At 42.5% G+C, this 15157-nt stretch carries 9 protein-coding genes; 5 read left to right on the forward strand and 4 right to left on the reverse strand.

What is annotated here, in order from left to right:
• Positions 1-216 precede the first annotated feature (216 nt).
• From BV372_RS24505 to BV372_RS24515, 3 genes are all read right to left on the reverse strand, one after another.
• Positions 217-1251, reverse strand: coding sequence for a methyltransferase (locus BV372_RS24505; protein ID WP_086689103.1), 1035 nt, complete (start codon positions 1249-1251; stop codon positions 217-219).
• 139 nt (positions 1252-1390) lie between these two features.
• Positions 1391-3016: a hypothetical protein gene (locus BV372_RS24510; protein WP_086689104.1), complete on the reverse strand. Its 1626-nt coding sequence runs from the start codon at positions 3014-3016 to the stop codon at positions 1391-1393.
• A gap of 15 nt (positions 3017-3031) precedes the next feature.
• Positions 3032-3265, reverse strand: a complete 234-nt coding sequence (locus tag BV372_RS24515) for a hypothetical protein (RefSeq protein WP_086689105.1) — start codon at positions 3263-3265, stop codon at positions 3032-3034.
• Between the two features lie 672 nt (positions 3266-3937).
• On the opposite strand from BV372_RS24515, the gene BV372_RS24520 reads away from it, so the two are divergent.
• Both BV372_RS24520 and BV372_RS24525 read left to right on the forward strand, forming a co-directional pair.
• Positions 3938-6418 (forward strand): CHAT domain-containing protein, encoded by a 2481-nt coding sequence (locus tag BV372_RS24520; protein ID WP_086689106.1) that lies wholly within the window; start codon positions 3938-3940, stop codon positions 6416-6418.
• A 703-nt stretch (positions 6419-7121) separates the two neighbouring features.
• A complete protein-coding gene (locus BV372_RS24525) occupies positions 7122-8303 on the forward strand; it encodes an aldo/keto reductase (protein ID WP_086689107.1) in 1182 nt (393 codons plus the stop codon).
• 40 nt (positions 8304-8343) lie between these two features.
• Here BV372_RS24525 and BV372_RS24530 read toward each other — a convergent pair whose 3' ends face one another.
• A complete protein-coding gene (locus BV372_RS24530; RefSeq protein WP_086689108.1) occupies positions 8344-9669 on the reverse strand; it encodes a hemolysin family protein in 1326 nt (441 codons plus the stop codon).
• Positions 9670-9951: 282 nt separating this feature from the next.
• Between BV372_RS24530 and mfd the strand changes: the two genes are divergently transcribed.
• The 3 genes from mfd to BV372_RS24550 all read left to right on the forward strand — a co-directional run bounded on the left by mfd (position 9952) and on the right by BV372_RS24550 (position 15042).
• Positions 9952-13485: a transcription-repair coupling factor gene (gene mfd / locus BV372_RS24535; RefSeq protein ID WP_086689109.1), complete on the forward strand. Its 3534-nt coding sequence runs from the start codon at positions 9952-9954 to the stop codon at positions 13483-13485.
• A gap of 177 nt (positions 13486-13662) precedes the next feature.
• Positions 13663-13893 carry a hypothetical protein gene (locus BV372_RS24540; RefSeq protein ID WP_086689110.1) on the forward strand — a complete coding sequence of 77 codons (231 nt, stop codon included), beginning with the start codon at positions 13663-13665 and terminating at the stop codon, positions 13891-13893.
• A 291-nt stretch (positions 13894-14184) separates the two neighbouring features.
• Positions 14185-15042 carry a hypothetical protein gene (locus tag BV372_RS24550; RefSeq protein WP_086689112.1) on the forward strand — a complete coding sequence of 286 codons (858 nt, stop codon included), beginning with the start codon at positions 14185-14187 and terminating at the stop codon, positions 15040-15042.
• Positions 15043-15157 lie beyond the last annotated feature (115 nt).

Here is a 15157-nt window from a genome sequence, read left to right on the forward strand (position 1 = left end):
TAGGTGGGATGGGGGAGTGTGGGAAGAGGGGGAAGCTTAATATTTCATTCTTCCCACACCTCCCACACTCCCCACACCTCCCACACTTAAGTTTCCCTCTCAATTGATGATTGCTTTCGATTACTGAATTGATGCTCTAGGGATTGGGAGATGAGGGGGGAGATAACTTCCCACACTCCTCTTCCTCTCACACTTTCCAATGCCCCATGCCCAATCCTATACCTTAACAGCTTCAATAATACTCAATGGCGAGGAGGTCGGAATAATTTGGGTTAGTTGAAAACCAGCAGCTTGCAGCAGCACCCGATATTCTTCCTCTGTACGTTCTCGACCACCAGCCATGACTAGCATATTCAAATCCAGCAGCTTACCGAATGATGGTTCGTTACCAGGGGCAATCACTATTTCAAATAGAAGCAGTTTACTATGCTGTGGCATAGCTTGATGACAGTTCTTGAGAATAGTAGTAGCCTTTTCTTCATCCCAGTCATGGATGATGTGCTTAAGAAGATAAGCATCGCCCCCCACTGGTACTGACTCAAAAAAGCTCCCCGAAAGAACTGTAACGCGATCTGCAATATCTTCGGTTTGCAGGCGCAGTTTTGTATCTTCGATTACTTGGGGCAAATCGAAGATAATTCCCTTCAGCTTTGGATTAGCTTTGAGAATCTCAGTAATTAAACTGCCCTGTCCGCCTCCGATATCTACAATGTTCTGAAACTCTGAGAAATCATAGCTAGAGAGAATTGCTGCTACCACAACAGCAGTCACATTCGTCATTGCTCGATCAAAAGACTTGCCATCTTCAAGATGTTGGGCGTAATATTCCCAAATGTTCATTCCCGCGGCGTCATCGAAAGCAATTCCACCTGTTCTGAGGCTATACAGCAGATTATTCCAACCTAAAGAATGAACTGTTCCTAGTTCAGAAATCGCGAAAAAGCGCAATGAACCAAGAACATCTGTCTGCAATGTTGCAGCCAAAGGTGTCAGGGAAAAGTTGTGGTTGTCGTCTTCGGCAAATATACCAACGCTGGCAAGGGCACGTAGTAATCTGTAGAGCGATAGCGGATGAGTTTCGGTAATTGCAGCTAATTCTTCGGCAGTCTTGGGACGGTCTTGGAGGTAGTCGGCGATACCAAGTTTAGCAACTGCATAGATAGCCTTTGATATCCAAAAACCAGAAAGCATTTGCAGCATGGCGATAGGTGCGGGCACGTCAGTATTGGGAGTACCAGTGGCTTGAGTCATATAATACAGATCCTTGCTTATAGTTTATTGAAGCTTAAAATTAGAATGCAGGCTTGATTTTTGTCTATTTGCTAAGAAGTTATATGACAGCATTTTCAGCGTTATGGATATGTAGCTGAACAAAATTGAGTGATTTTCTTTACAATTTTTCGAGAGCTAGTTGCATATCGGCATTTTGCCATGCTGCTGTAAACGCTGTCTGAACTTGTTGAGCCTCAGCCGTTTTATTTAATGCTTGCAAACTTGCTTGCAAGCCCAGTAAAGAACGTCCATGCAGGGGATACTTTTGTAAATCTGCACGAAATACTTTTTCTGCACCTGCATAATCACCTTTTGCTAACAGCGCACCACCTAATGCTTCTCGTGCGGGAATGTACCAGTCTGGTGGTTCCATATAGTTCAGGGCGTCTTCTTGTGCTACCGCTGTTTCTAGTAATTTAATCGCAGATTCATAGTCCTGCTTGGCTTTGGCAATTTTAGCGTTTAACAAATTGCTGGCAATATCTAAAATACTACTAGCAGGACTCATGCCAATAGTTGCAGTGGCAGGAATGGTGTTTTGCGCGTTTAACAGTGCAGTGCGATCGCTTGCTGCATCTTCAAGTTTACCAGTGGCAGCGTTAGCCATACCGTGAGCAAAATACCACAGTGCTTTTGTAGTGGCTAATTTATTATCAGGAGCAGAAGATTTGAGTATATTATCCCAGTCGCTAAAGCGCACCTGAATCAAAAGTTTAGTACCAAGGTAGCCCTCAATCATTGGTTCTTTAAAGCCAAATGGAGTTGCATTGGTTACCAATTTATCTGCTGCTTGGATAGCATCTTGATACCTCCCCGCCATAGCTGCGGCTACTGCAAAGAAATGGACATTGTGAGTATAGTAAGCCAAGGGATAAAAGCCCTGAATGTGATTTTTTTCGATGTAGGCTTCATCGAGGGCGATCGCTAGAGCGTTTGACTTCATTGCCCTGGTATAATCTCCCACACGGAAATAAATATGGGAAGGCATGTGTACCAGGTGTCCGGCTCCTGGTACTAATGTTTCTAAGCGCTTGGCACTTTCTAGGGCGCGTCCGGGGTTTAATGATGCTTCTACTGCATGAATATAGTAGTGATTGGCTCCCGGATGGTTCGGCTCACTTTTGAGTACGGATTCTAAAATAGCTACAATCTCTTCAGTATCTTCCAGGGGTTTGCCATCTTTACTCCAGAGTTGCCAAGGGTGCAGATCCATCAAACTTTCGGCGTATAGTGTCTTTGCATCTAAGTCTTGGGGATAATGCTTGACTAAATTTGCCATTGCGTTTTTGTAATCCACACCCAGCTTGTACAAATAAGCGTGGGAATCGTTAGAGTAGCGCTTTGCTAGGGCGTTAATGTAGTCCTGTTCCTGTTTTGATGCATGGCTAGATAAGGCTAAGGCTTGCTGAATTGCTTGATATGCTGCTAATTCGCGATCGCTGTCTACATCCAGGTTAATATTAGGCCCAAGCGCTAGAGCCATACCCCAATATGCCATTGCTAATTGCGGATCGAGTTCCGCCGCATATTTAAAAGAACGCGCCGCCTCATCATGATTAAAGGCGTAAATCAAATTCAACCCTTGATCGAAAAACTGTTGCGCTTGGGGATTCTGGGTAGAAACTGGATGGTGATGTGTTCCCAGCCCAGAGATTAAAGTATATGGCTGTTGTGCTTCAGCTATAGCCTCGCTAGGAAAAACTAAGCTGAATATAAGTACCCAAACTAAAAATAAGTATTTCATTGTCTAAATTCCCATTTATGAAGCTTTTTTCTTATTAATTTCCAGAAGCCATAATTTTTCTAAGGTCGCTACTTTTCGTTTGAGAGCAGTAGCGCGATATTTTTTATAAGCATTAAATGCTACAAATAAAACAACGTGAATAATAATGATATCAAACCATATAAAAGTATTAATATATACAGAGTTTGGTGTAGCTGTTTCTACATGAACAGAGTCAGCGATCAAGTGATTGTGATAATTTTCTAGCATGAGTACCTCCACAGATTTGAATATCTGTTCTCATACTAGACTTCAGAGGAAATCTTATAGTTTTCTGATTTAAGTAGTTATATTTTCAAGTAATTTTTGCAATCCAGATTCTTGCTTGGCTGGCTGAATTTGGGTATCTAAAGCTTCAGACTCCGATGTTGATTGCTCATGAAAGGAAGGAGCCTACACTATCGGGCGTCGTGCTGCAATACGCAAGGAAGCATCGGCACCAAGGGAGTTACCTACTAACAGTACTTTTTGCCCGATGATTTCATTAATAAAATTTTAGATTTGGTCGCGACCGTCCAATCCCAATGAATTGATCGCAAATACTTGAAAATCTTGCCGTATTTCTGTAATATTTTATGCATCAATTATCTGTGGAAGCACTAAACCCATGCACTAACAGCAAGGATAAGCGTTGTGCTTATTTCTCTCCTGCTTGTACATAGCAAACTTTGTGCCTTCACTGCTACCAATATTGCCCAAAAGTTGGATTTGTAGAGGAAGCGATATCTGATTACGTAATACAAATAAATGTGAAGTAGGCATTAATATTTGTAAGTTAGCAGATTGCTAATTTAGGAGCTGTCCCACGAAATATCCCTTTTATTAACAGATACGTGGGTTTAAATTTCCGTACTCATCTCATGCTCAAGAAGGAATTTTCTAATGCGCCTTAATTATAAATTATTGTATTTTTTAAATATAAGTTTATTGGTAGGTTTAAGCTTATTATCTTACCCAATTCTTGCTCAAGAAATTAATAAAAAAATCCAAAATGAGGAATTAGAAGAAATAGAAGAAATCCAAAGGGAGATGTTTTCTGAAGAAAATTGCCGTAATAATTCTACGGTTTTTGAACAGCTAACACCAGAGGTTTCAAGAATATTTAAGGATTATTGTGATGCCGTTAAAAAAGGGAATTTTCCTAAAAATGTAAACGTATTAGATTTGCTGACAGGGGGAAATAATTCTCAAGTTTTAGAAGGTTATCATCAAGCTTTAGAAGATGCTAGAAGAACAGGTAATTTGCTTAAAGAAAGGCAAATACTTTCTTCAATTGCTATGGACTATGAGAAGAAACGCCAGTTTGCCAAATCCCTTGATTTTTACCAGCAAACTTTAACTGTTGCTAAAAAAATCAACGATAAGCAGGTAGAAGCCGAGACTCTGAACAGTATTGCTAGGCTATATGCACGTCGAGGTCAAAATGAACAAAGCATAGAATATTTAGAACGAAGTTTAGCAATTACTAAAGAAGAGTGGGGGGTAAGGAAGCAAAGATTGGGGTTAAGGTTAGATACTCTTAATCTAATGGGATTTATTTATCAATCTCAAGCTCAGAATAATAAAGCTTTACAGGTTTATGAAAATGCTTTAGCTATTGCTAAAAGTGAAGTGATAGATCAGCTAAGCCAAGCAATGACAATACGGGAATTTGGTAGATTTTATCAAAAGAAAGGAGAGTATAACAAAGCCTTGGGCTTATATCAACAACTTTTAACAATAGCTAAAAAAGATGATTATATTAAGTTATTGTCCCTTAAAAGTCTCGGCGACTTGTATGAAGTTCAAAAAAATTATCCGAAAGCTTTAGAGTTTTATGAACAAGCTGTAGCATTAGCTAAAAAAGATAATTTAAGCCTCTACTTAGGCTCAAGTTTAGCAGACGTTGGCAGAACTTATAACTATTTAAATCAATATACAGCAGCAGAACAAGTATTGAAAAAAGCTATTGATATAGGAGGATCTCAATATAAATTGACGCAAGAAGATTTGGACGAGCGAGGCTCTAGTATCTTAAGGAATCTCACTAATTCTGTAGAGCAGTTTATCCCCTTGCTTTATGAAACTGAGAAAAATGGTTATCAGGAATTACAAAGAGCATTGATTGCTCAAAATAAAACTAAAGCTGCCCTAGAAATTTCCGAAAAATCTAGAGCTAGAGCTTTTGCACAATTATTAACGCTAAAACTTGCCGCTTCAGGAAAGGCTGTTTCACACGAAAGTGCTGAAACAATAACTATTGAGCAAATGCAGCGTATTGCTAAAGAAAGAAAGGCTACATTGATTCAATACTCAATCCTCAAAAAGCCTATTCAGAATGGTATTCTTGAATATGGCATGGATATTCCTAATCCACAGGCACAGGAAGATTTAGAATTGTTGATTTGGGTAATTAAGCCGAATGGTGAAATTGCATTTCGTCAAGTAGATTTAAAATCCATTAATAATTCTGTTGGAGCATTAGTCAAAAATAGCCGAAATTCTATTTTACGAATGACTGTTGGGAAAAAATCTGCTGGAGCTTTAAAGAAACTACACCAACTTTTAATTGATCCTATCGCTAACGACTTACCGACTGATTCCAATGCTCATGTGATTTTTATTCCTGATGATTCTTTATTCCTTGTGCCTTTTGTCGCGCTTCAAGATGCACAGGGCAAGTATCTAATTGAAAAGCACACTATTTTGACCGCACCCGCCATCCGAGTGTTAGATTTAGTGCGTCAGCAACGACAAAAAGTAGCAGGTAAGGGTGCTTTAGTTGTGGGTAATCCAACGATGCCTTATTATGCTGAGCAATTAGGTGAAACACCCCAACAATTATCAGCATTACCGAATGCTGAGTTAGAAGCACAAGCGATCGCAAAGTTGTTGAATACACAACCGATTATCGGTAAGGAAGCGACCAAAGCGGCTATTATCCAACAAATGCCAAAGGCACGCATAATTCATCTAGCAACACATGGGTTACTAGATCATTATGAAGGATTAGGAAGTGCGATCGCTCTTGCACCCTCAGCAAAAGATGATGGCTTCCTGACGGCTCAAGAACTTGTCGAAATGAAGCTGAATGCAGAATTAGTGGTTTTGAGTGCTTGTGACACTGGCAGAGGGGTAATTACAGGGGATGGAGTGATTGGTTTATCTCGCTCTTTATTTGCCGCCGGAGTTCCTAGTATGGTTGTCTCTCTGTGGGCAGTGCCAGATGTACCGACATCTGTATTAATGATGGAATATTATCAGAGGCTACAAACCCAACCTGACAAAGCCCAAGCGTTACGCCAAGCCATGTTAGCAACGATCAAGAAACATCCTTCACCTCAAGATTGGGCAGCCTTTACACTGATTGGTGAAGCTTTTTAACTAAGAACTCGGAATGCCGAGTGTAAAACACAAAACTTCGAGCTTGGAACTCGGAATGCCGAGTGTAAAACAGAAATATCCAAGCTCAAAGCTGTAAATTTTCACTTCTGTAGTTAATTTTTTGAGTTAATTTCTACACTCTTGTAGTTGGCGGCTCAGTTTTTTGCGATCTATGTGAATCCGATTTGATTATTGAAAAAAATCTAAGAGGATGTTTGAAAAGTCCTCGATGATGTAGCAAATACTTTTAGATCCCCCTAAATCCCCCTTTTTAAGAGGGACTTTAATTCTATTTCCCCCTTTTTAAGGCTACGGTGTACACACAAGTAAGAAAAATCCTCAATTTATCCCTCGAAGCCCCTCAGGCTGCAAGCCTGGGGCTACACAAACAAAGCCCACCTGCGTGGGCTAAATGCGAAAAAGGACTACTATAGCCTGCGGAGGCAGGCTTTGGTATCTTTAGCCCCAGGCTTCTAGCCTGCGGGCGATAGGATTTGTGTGTACACCGTAGCTTTTTAAGGGGGGTAGGTGGGATCAATAAGTGTCTAAAGTCACAGCCAAATACTTTTAAAACAACCTCTAAGTATCTGTAGTGGGCAATGCCTACCAAATCCATGATACTTTCCTGCCTGAACATAGAGAAGTTAATGCGTTAAATTGGAAAATTGAGATTTTAACTTGGCAATTAATCTAAAATATATTGATGCTATACAGAAGATTTGGACGCACAGAATTACAGATGTCGGTGTTTTCCTGCGGTGGCATGAGATACCAGTTTAAATGGCAGGATGTTTCACCAAGGGAGATTGCCAAAGATAACCAGGAAAATCTCGAAGCAACTATTCAACGCGCAATTGAGTTGGGCATTAATCATATTGAGACTGCCCGTGGCTATGGAACATCGGAAATGCAATTGGGGCGAATATTACCCAAATTTCCCCGGGAAAAGTTGATTGTTCAAACTAAAGTTGGCCCTGTTGCGGATGCTCAAGAATTTCGCGAGACATTTGAGCGATCGCTCAAATATCTCCAACTAGATTACGTTGATTTATTGGGGTTACATGGTATTAATCATGACGAATCTTTAGATTACAGTATCCGTCCTGGTGGCTGTTTAGAAGTAGCGCAGCAGTTACAAGCTGAAGGCAAAGTCAGATTTATTGGTTTCTCCACCCACGGATCTGCTGATTTAATTGTGCAAGCAATTAATACCAACCAATTTGATTATGTGAACCTGCATTGGTACTACATTAATCAATGGAATTGGGCGGCGATTAAAGCTGCAACAAGCCACGATATGGGGGTGTTTATCATTAGCCCATCTGATAAAGGCGGGATGCTGTATAAACCACCGCAAAAATTAGTCAATCTCTGTGCGCCTTTGAGTCCGATGGTGTTTAACGATTTATTTTGCCTCAGTCATCCACAGGTGCATACCCTGAGTTTAGGAGCAGCAAAACCCCAAGATTTTGATGAACACCTGAAAACGTTAGACTTGCTCGATCAGGCAGCAGAAATTTTACCGCCAATTTTGGCACGCTTGGAATCAGAAGCGATCGCCACCTTGGGAGAAGACTGGGTAAAAACCTGGCAAGTTAATTTACCCAGCTTTGCAGAAACACCAAATCAAGTAAATATGCGGGTGATTTTGTGGCTGTGGAATTTAGCGATCGCCTACGACATGATAGACTACGCCAAAATGCGCTACAACCTCCTAGGCAATGCTAGTCACTGGTTTCCTGGTAATAAAGCCGACCGAATCAATGAACTAGACTTACGCTCATGTCTTGCTCATAGTCCCCAAGCAGATAAAATCCCCCAAATTCTGACAAAAGCACATCAGCTGTTGGGGGATGAAGCGGTTAAACGTTTATCTCAGAGTTAGATGGAAGGGGACAAGGGGACAAGGGGAAATGACAAATTCACTAAGATTCTGTTGTATCTGTTGATTTATTAGCCTTCGGCACTACTAGTACCTTATCAACCCGGTTGCCATCCATATCCATCACTTCAAAACGCATTCCCTGCCATTCAAAATGATCTGCTGCTGCTGGGATGCGGCCTAAATGAGTGATCACAAACCCGCCCAAGGTTTGATAGCTACCTCGTTCCTCGGATTGCCACTCTTCCATATCAAAAATTTCTAAAAACTCTTCTACAGGCAACATCCCATCTAACAGCCAGGAACCATCTTCCCGTTGTACGGCTTGTGGTTGGTCTTGTCCAGGCCCAGCGGGTACATCACCAACAATTTCACTCATAATATCGTTGAGAGTTACTAATCCTTGAATCACGCCATATTCATCAACTACCAACGCCATATGGGTAATAGTTTGCTTAAATAACTCCAAAACTTTTAAGCCACGGGTACTTTCTGGGACAAATACAGGTTGTCGCAATCCTACTGTCAAATCTAAAGATTCACCTTTAAAACTTCTAGCTAGTAAGTCTGTCACGGGGATTACACCCAGCACATTATCTAGTCCTTCTTGACAAACTGGATACCGGGAATAGGCACTTTCAACCATTTTCTGGCGGTTTTCTTCTACGGTGTCGTCCAAGTCCAGCCAAACAATATCTGGACGAGGTGTCATAAAGGAACTGACAGGGCGATCGCCTAAGCGAAATACTCGCTCTACCATATCCTGTTCGGCTTCTTCAAAGGTTCCCGCTTCCGTACCTTGCTCAATTAAAATTTTAATTTCTTCTTCGGTGACTTGTGGCTCGGTAGAAGGAGTAATTCCTAACACCCGCAGTACCATTTCTGTAGAAGCACTTAAAAGATAAACGGCTGGAGAAGCGATCGCAGCTAAAGCTCGCATCGGTATCGCAACAAACGCAGCAATGGCTTCCGGGTTGTTTAATGCCAAGCGTTTCGGTACTAATTCACCAACAATTAGCGATAAATACGTAATAATCAACACTACTATTCCAAAGGAGAACGGTTGACTATAAGGTGCTAAAAATGGGATTAACTTTACATAAACTGCTAATTTCGCGGCAATAGTCGCTCCGCCAAAAGCACCAGTCAAAATACCAATCAGGGTAATGCCAATCTGAATCGTAGAAAAAAACTGATTGGGAGACTCCGCAAGTTTCAATGCTACCCGTGCTTTAACGTCTCCTTGATTAGCCATCTGTTGTAATCTTACTTTCCGCGCCGAGACAATCGCCATCTCGGACATAGAAAACACACCATTGGCAATAATTAGTACCAAAATGATTAAAATTTCAAAAGTCATGGAGGACATGTTTAGAATTGCCGCTATCAAGAGCGAACTTAGCTTAACTCTTAGTATCTAGTATTAAAGGTGCATCCATAAACGCTTTAATTGTACATAAAGTCATTGTGATAGTTCATTGGCCATTAGTCATTGGTTATTGGTCATTTGTGATTCTCCGCGTTCCCCTGTCCTCTTGTCCTTCTCATCCCATTCCCAAATATCTTCCCCCAAAAAACAGAGGGCTGTTAACAGTATTTAAAATGGTTGACATAAGCTGCCTCACATCGACTTCCATTTATAGTAAAAGTTATGGCATTTTCTTCTATTGTGCGTGCTTTGGCGCGATCGCCACTAACCACTGAGCTAGTTTCCAAACTCAACCGCCAACAGGATTTGCGGTTAAATGGTATTCCCCGCCTCCCTAAGGGTTTAGTCGCTTCCGCACTGGCACAAAATTCCGAAAAGAATTTATTTGTGGTCTGTGCCACTTTGGAGGAAGCGGGACGCGCTTATGCACAGTTAGAAGCGATGGGATGGAAGAACGTATATTTTTACCCCACTTCTGAAGCGTCACCCTACGAACCATTTGACCCCGAAACTGAGATGACTTGGGGACAAATGCAAGTGTTGGCTGATTTGGTTAAAAGTCAACCCTTCGGCTACGCTCAGGGCAAGGAGTCAACAGTCAAGGGAACCCAGACAAAAATTGCGATTGTGGCGACTACAGGGGCGCTACAACCTCATTTACCACCACCAGATGCTTTTATCCCTTTTTCTGTAACTTTAAAAAAGGGTATGGAATTTGACTTAAATACCTTCAGTACTAAACTCGCTACTTTAGGGTATGAACGAGTACCGTTGGTGGAAACTGAAGGACAATGGAGTCGGCGTGGTGATATTGTTGATATCTTTCCTGTAGCGTCTGAATTACCAGTACGGTTGGAATGGTTTGGCGATGAAATCGAGCAAATCAGGGAATTCGATCCCGCAACTCAACGTTCTGCCCTTGACAAAATTGACCAAATTATTCTCACACCTACTAGCTTTGCGCCGATTATTCTAGAAGCACTCCAAAATAGTGCTGAGTACCAACTGCTGAGTGCGCAGATGAATTCTGACTCAGGACTCGATCCTCAAGACTCAACACTCTTAGAAGGTAGTCGTCGCTTTTTAGGGTTAGCCTTTGAACAACCAGCATCACTTTTGGACTATTTAAGCGAAAATACCTTAGTCGCTATCGATGAGCCAGAACAATGTCATGCTCATAGCGATCGCTGGGTCGAAAATGCCGAGGAGCAATGGTCCCTGGGAACTGGGGAAATAGGACTAGGTTCTTTACAATTGCCGAAAATCCATCGGTCTTTTGATGAATGTTTAGCAACAGCGACAAAATTTAAACAAGTATATTTATCGGAACTGGCAGAAGAAAACAGTGGGATTAATTTAGCTAGTAGACCTGTTCCCGTTACACCACACCAATTTGCCAAACTTGCTGACACATTACGCCAAGAACGCGATCGCAATTTTTCTACTTGGCTAATTTCCGCTCAACCTTCGCGTTCGGTTTCGCTGTTGCAAGAACATGACTGTCCGGCGCAGTTTATCCCTAACCCCCGCGACTACCTAGCAATTGAAAAGCTCCAAATCAACCATATACCTGTAGCACTTAAATATTCTGGGTTGGCAGAACTCGAAGGTTTTATTTTGCCGACCTTCCGATTGGTAGTAGTTACAGACCGGGAATTTTATGGACAGCATTCTTTAGCTACACCTAGTTATATCCGCAAGCGTCGCCAAGCTGCGTCTAAGCAAGTTGACCCCAACAAACTGCGACCGGGAGATTATGTAGTTCACCGTAGTCACGGGATTGGTAAATTTGTCAAGTTAGAAAGCCTGACAATTAATGACGAAACCCGTGATTATATTGTGGTGCAGTATGCTGACGGTTTACTGAGAGTTGCAGCCGATCAAGTAGGTTCTTTATCTCGGTTCCGCACCACCGCCGATAAAGCACCCGAACTGCACAAAATGACGGGTAAAGCTTGGGAGAATACCAAGAACAAAGTCCGCAAAGCCATCAAGAAATTGGCGGTGGACTTGCTGAAATTGTATGCAGCGCGATCGCAACAACAAGGCTTTAGCTACCCAGCAGATATGCCTTGGCAAGAGGAAATGGAAGATTCTTTCCCTTACCAACCGACAACCGATCAGCTCAAAGCTGTGCAAGATGTTAAACGCGATATGGAAAGCGATCGCCCAATGGATCGCTTAGTTTGTGGCGATGTCGGTTTCGGGAAAACGGAAGTAGCAATTCGCGCTATTTTCAAAGCTGTCACCGCAGGTAAACAAGTCGCCTTACTTGCGCCTACTACTATTCTTACCCAGCAACATTACCACACCCTCAAAGAACGCTTTGCACCTTACCCGGTAAATGTCGGCTTACTCAACCGCTTCCGCACGGCTGAAGAACGCCGAGATATTCAAAAGCGGCTAGCAACTGGAGAATTAGATGTAGTCGTTGGTACACACCAACTTTTAGGCAAAGGTGTAGCCTTCCGGGATTTAGGACTGTTGGTGGTCGATGAAGAACAACGCTTTGGCGTTAACCAAAAAGAGAAAATTAAAAGCCTGAAAACTCAGGTAGATGTGCTGACGCTCTCTGCTACTCCCATTCCCCGCACCTTATATATGTCTTTGTCCGGGATTCGGGAAATGAGCTTAATCACCACACCACCCCCATCCCGGCGACCAATTAAAACACATCTCGCCCAGATGAACCAAGAAACTATCCGTACAGCTATTCGTCAAGAAATAGACAGAGGTGGACAGGTATTTTACGTAGTGCCAAGAGTTGAAGGAATTGAAGAGACAACCACAAAGTTGCGAGAAACCATTCCCTCAGCCAGGTTTGCTGTCGCCCACGGTCAAATGGATGAAGGGCAGTTAGAATCAACCATGCTCACCTTTAACAATGGTGAAGCAGATATTTTGGTTTGTACGACAATTATTGAATCTGGTTTAGATATCCCCAGAGTCAACACCATCTTAATTGAAGATGCCCACCGCTTTGGTTTGTCACAGCTGTATCAATTACGCGGTCGTGTAGGACGCGCAGGGATTCAAGCTCACGCCTGGTTATTTTACCCCCAACAACGAGCATTATCTGATGCTGCACGGCAGAGATTGCGGGCAATTCAGGAATTTACCCAACTAGGTTCTGGATATCAGCTAGCAATGCGAGATATGGAAATTCGGGGTGTAGGTAACTTGCTAGGTGCAGAACAATCCGGTCAAATGGATGCGATCGGTTTTGATTTGTATATGGAAATGCTCGAAGAATCGATTCGCGAAATCCGCGGTCAGGAAATTCCCCAGGTTGACGATACCCAAATTGACCTCAACCTCACCGCATTTATTCCCGCCGATTACATTCCCGATATAGATCAAAAGATGAGCGCTTACCGTGCAGTAGCGGCGGCTAAATCGAAAGAAGAATTAACGCAGATAGGAGCCGAATGGAGCGATCGCTATGGTGCAATTCCAGTACCAGCTAGTCAATTATTACGCGTTATGGAACTCAAACAGCTAGCGAAAAAGTTAGGTTTTAGCCGCATTAAACCAGAAAACAAGCAGCACGTCATTTTAGAAACGCCAATGGAAGAACCAGCTTGGAATTTACTCGCAGCGAACTTACCAGAACATCTCAAAACGCGTTTTGTTTACTCTCCTGGTAAGGTAACAGTACGCGGTTTAGCAGTGATGAAAGCAGATCTACAGTTGCAGAGTTTACTTGATGCGATGAGTAGAATGCAGGGAGCAATTCCTGAAGCCGCTTTTGTTTAAGCAGTTGGGCGCATTTCAATGTAATGAAAAGCTGAGTTAGGAGGTTTGAAAGATACCGAAGTATTGGCGATCGCACAGACTAATAGCCGTTTAATCCAGTAGTGATAGCCTAATGAGCAAGTAGGTGGAGATCGGTGTTAGCTTTAAAAACAAAGTGTTCCGTGAGTGTATTACATCATGTCGTCGGCAGCTATTACCACAGTGATCAAGATGATGCAGTCCTTACCTGTTGATGTGCAGGAAAGGATTGCGGAGCATCTGCGAGAGTACATTGATGACTTGCAAGATGAAATCCAGTGGAATGAATCTTTCCAGAGAACACAACAAAACCTTATTGCTGCTGCTAGACGCGCAAAACAAGAAATAGCAGAGGGAAAAGCGACTGCACTAGATTACGACCAGCTATGAAATCCGCAGTGCTGCCCTCATTTTGGGTTGAGTATCGGCGGTTAAGTACAAATATCCGGCAAAGTGCTAGAAAAGCATATCGTCTCTGGGCAAAGAATCCATTCCACCCATCCTTACATTTCAAGTGCATCAACACTCAAGAAGGAATATGGTCTGTAAGAGTTACGAGGGGATATCGAGCAATTGGGGTGCTTGAAGGGGATACAGTAACATGGTTTTGGATTGGTAGCCACGATGATTATGAGAGTTTTTTCGGGTGATTCGGTCAGCAGTCCAATTTAGGTGGTCGTTATGAATTTTCTCTCTTGGAGGTATCAATTGCGTGGAAAACCGTTGACCAATCAAAAATTGCCAGATGCATCGGCAGCATTCCCCCTACTTTTTCCAGGGGCAGCGATAGATGCAGATGAAATGTCTTTGTTTCATCAGACAATCGATCGAGGCATAGCCAAACGAGAATTGAACTCTGGCAAACTGCTGTGGACTTTGCCAACTCCGGGAGTACCTCTGGCGGTAGTGGGGCAACATCTCTGGCTAATAGAAGGAACAGGTGCTCAATTTCGCATCTTGGCACTGAATACTGAAACTGGTGAAACAGTCCACACCTCGACTTGGTTCGATATGCTATTGGGCTTGCCTGCCATCTTTGACTATAACCATTATCAGGAACTATCCGTTAATGTCGAAGCTGGCTGGGCTGCTTCAGCGCAAAATCTTTGGATACGGATTGACGGCGGAACCCGATACGCGGGAGGGGTTGATATCGGCCCATTAGCAGCCGAAAGCCGTAAGGCAATTTCTATGCTAGTGCAAATTATTCCTGCGACAGCAAATATCTCGTTAGCTAAAACAAATCACATAGATGGCTTGGGCGAGTTCATGGAGAGGCAGCAGGACGATGAACTGCCGATTCCTTTTCCTAACGACTGCGTTCAGGTAGTGCCAGTCAATTCGTCTTTGATGTCCTCTCAGAAACATTGGGTGGTGCGCTCAGCTCAACTATCTAACTACGTTGTGTTGCTTCAGATTTTACCTGTCGATAACTTTAGTTCGCCTTTTTTGCTTCTGCGGGTATTTTCGTCAGATTTAAAGCGCTTGCTCTGGCAGCAGCCCATTAGTAATTACTACGAGGAGCCAGCTCGCTGCTAACAACTGATGGAATGCGATCGCTTACAATAGACTTCTTGTAAAAATCCGAATAAGAATAAAAAACCACAGATGAACACCGATAAACACAGATATTTATCTGTGGTTTGGTTTTCAA

Origin of the sequence: Nostoc sp. T09, from assembly GCF_002154695.1 — a bacterium.
Classification (GTDB): Bacteria; Cyanobacteriota; Cyanobacteriia; order Cyanobacteriales; family Nostocaceae; genus Aulosira.

What these genes read in the sequence shown, in the direction of transcription:
- BV372_RS24530 (WP_086689108.1), bottom strand. Translation starts at nt 9,669, where the DNA reads ATGTCCTCCATGACTTTTGAAATTTTAATCATTTTGGTACTAATTATT.
- BV372_RS24550 (WP_086689112.1), top strand. Translation starts at nt 14,185, where the DNA reads ATGAATTTTCTCTCTTGGAGGTATCAATTGCGTGGAAAACCGTTGACC.
- mfd (WP_086689109.1), top strand. Translation starts at nt 9,952, where the DNA reads ATGGCATTTTCTTCTATTGTGCGTGCTTTGGCGCGATCGCCACTAACC.
- BV372_RS24525 (WP_086689107.1), top strand. Translation starts at nt 7,122, where the DNA reads ATGCTATACAGAAGATTTGGACGCACAGAATTACAGATGTCGGTGTTT.
- BV372_RS24515 (WP_086689105.1), bottom strand. Translation starts at nt 3,265, where the DNA reads ATGCTAGAAAATTATCACAATCACTTGATCGCTGACTCTGTTCATGTA.
- BV372_RS24540 (WP_086689110.1), top strand. Translation starts at nt 13,663, where the DNA reads ATGTCGTCGGCAGCTATTACCACAGTGATCAAGATGATGCAGTCCTTA.
- BV372_RS24520 (WP_086689106.1), top strand. Translation starts at nt 3,938, where the DNA reads ATGCGCCTTAATTATAAATTATTGTATTTTTTAAATATAAGTTTATTG.
- BV372_RS24510 (WP_086689104.1), bottom strand. Translation starts at nt 3,016, where the DNA reads ATGAAATACTTATTTTTAGTTTGGGTACTTATATTCAGCTTAGTTTTT.
- BV372_RS24505 (WP_086689103.1), bottom strand. Translation starts at nt 1,251, where the DNA reads ATGACTCAAGCCACTGGTACTCCCAATACTGACGTGCCCGCACCTATC.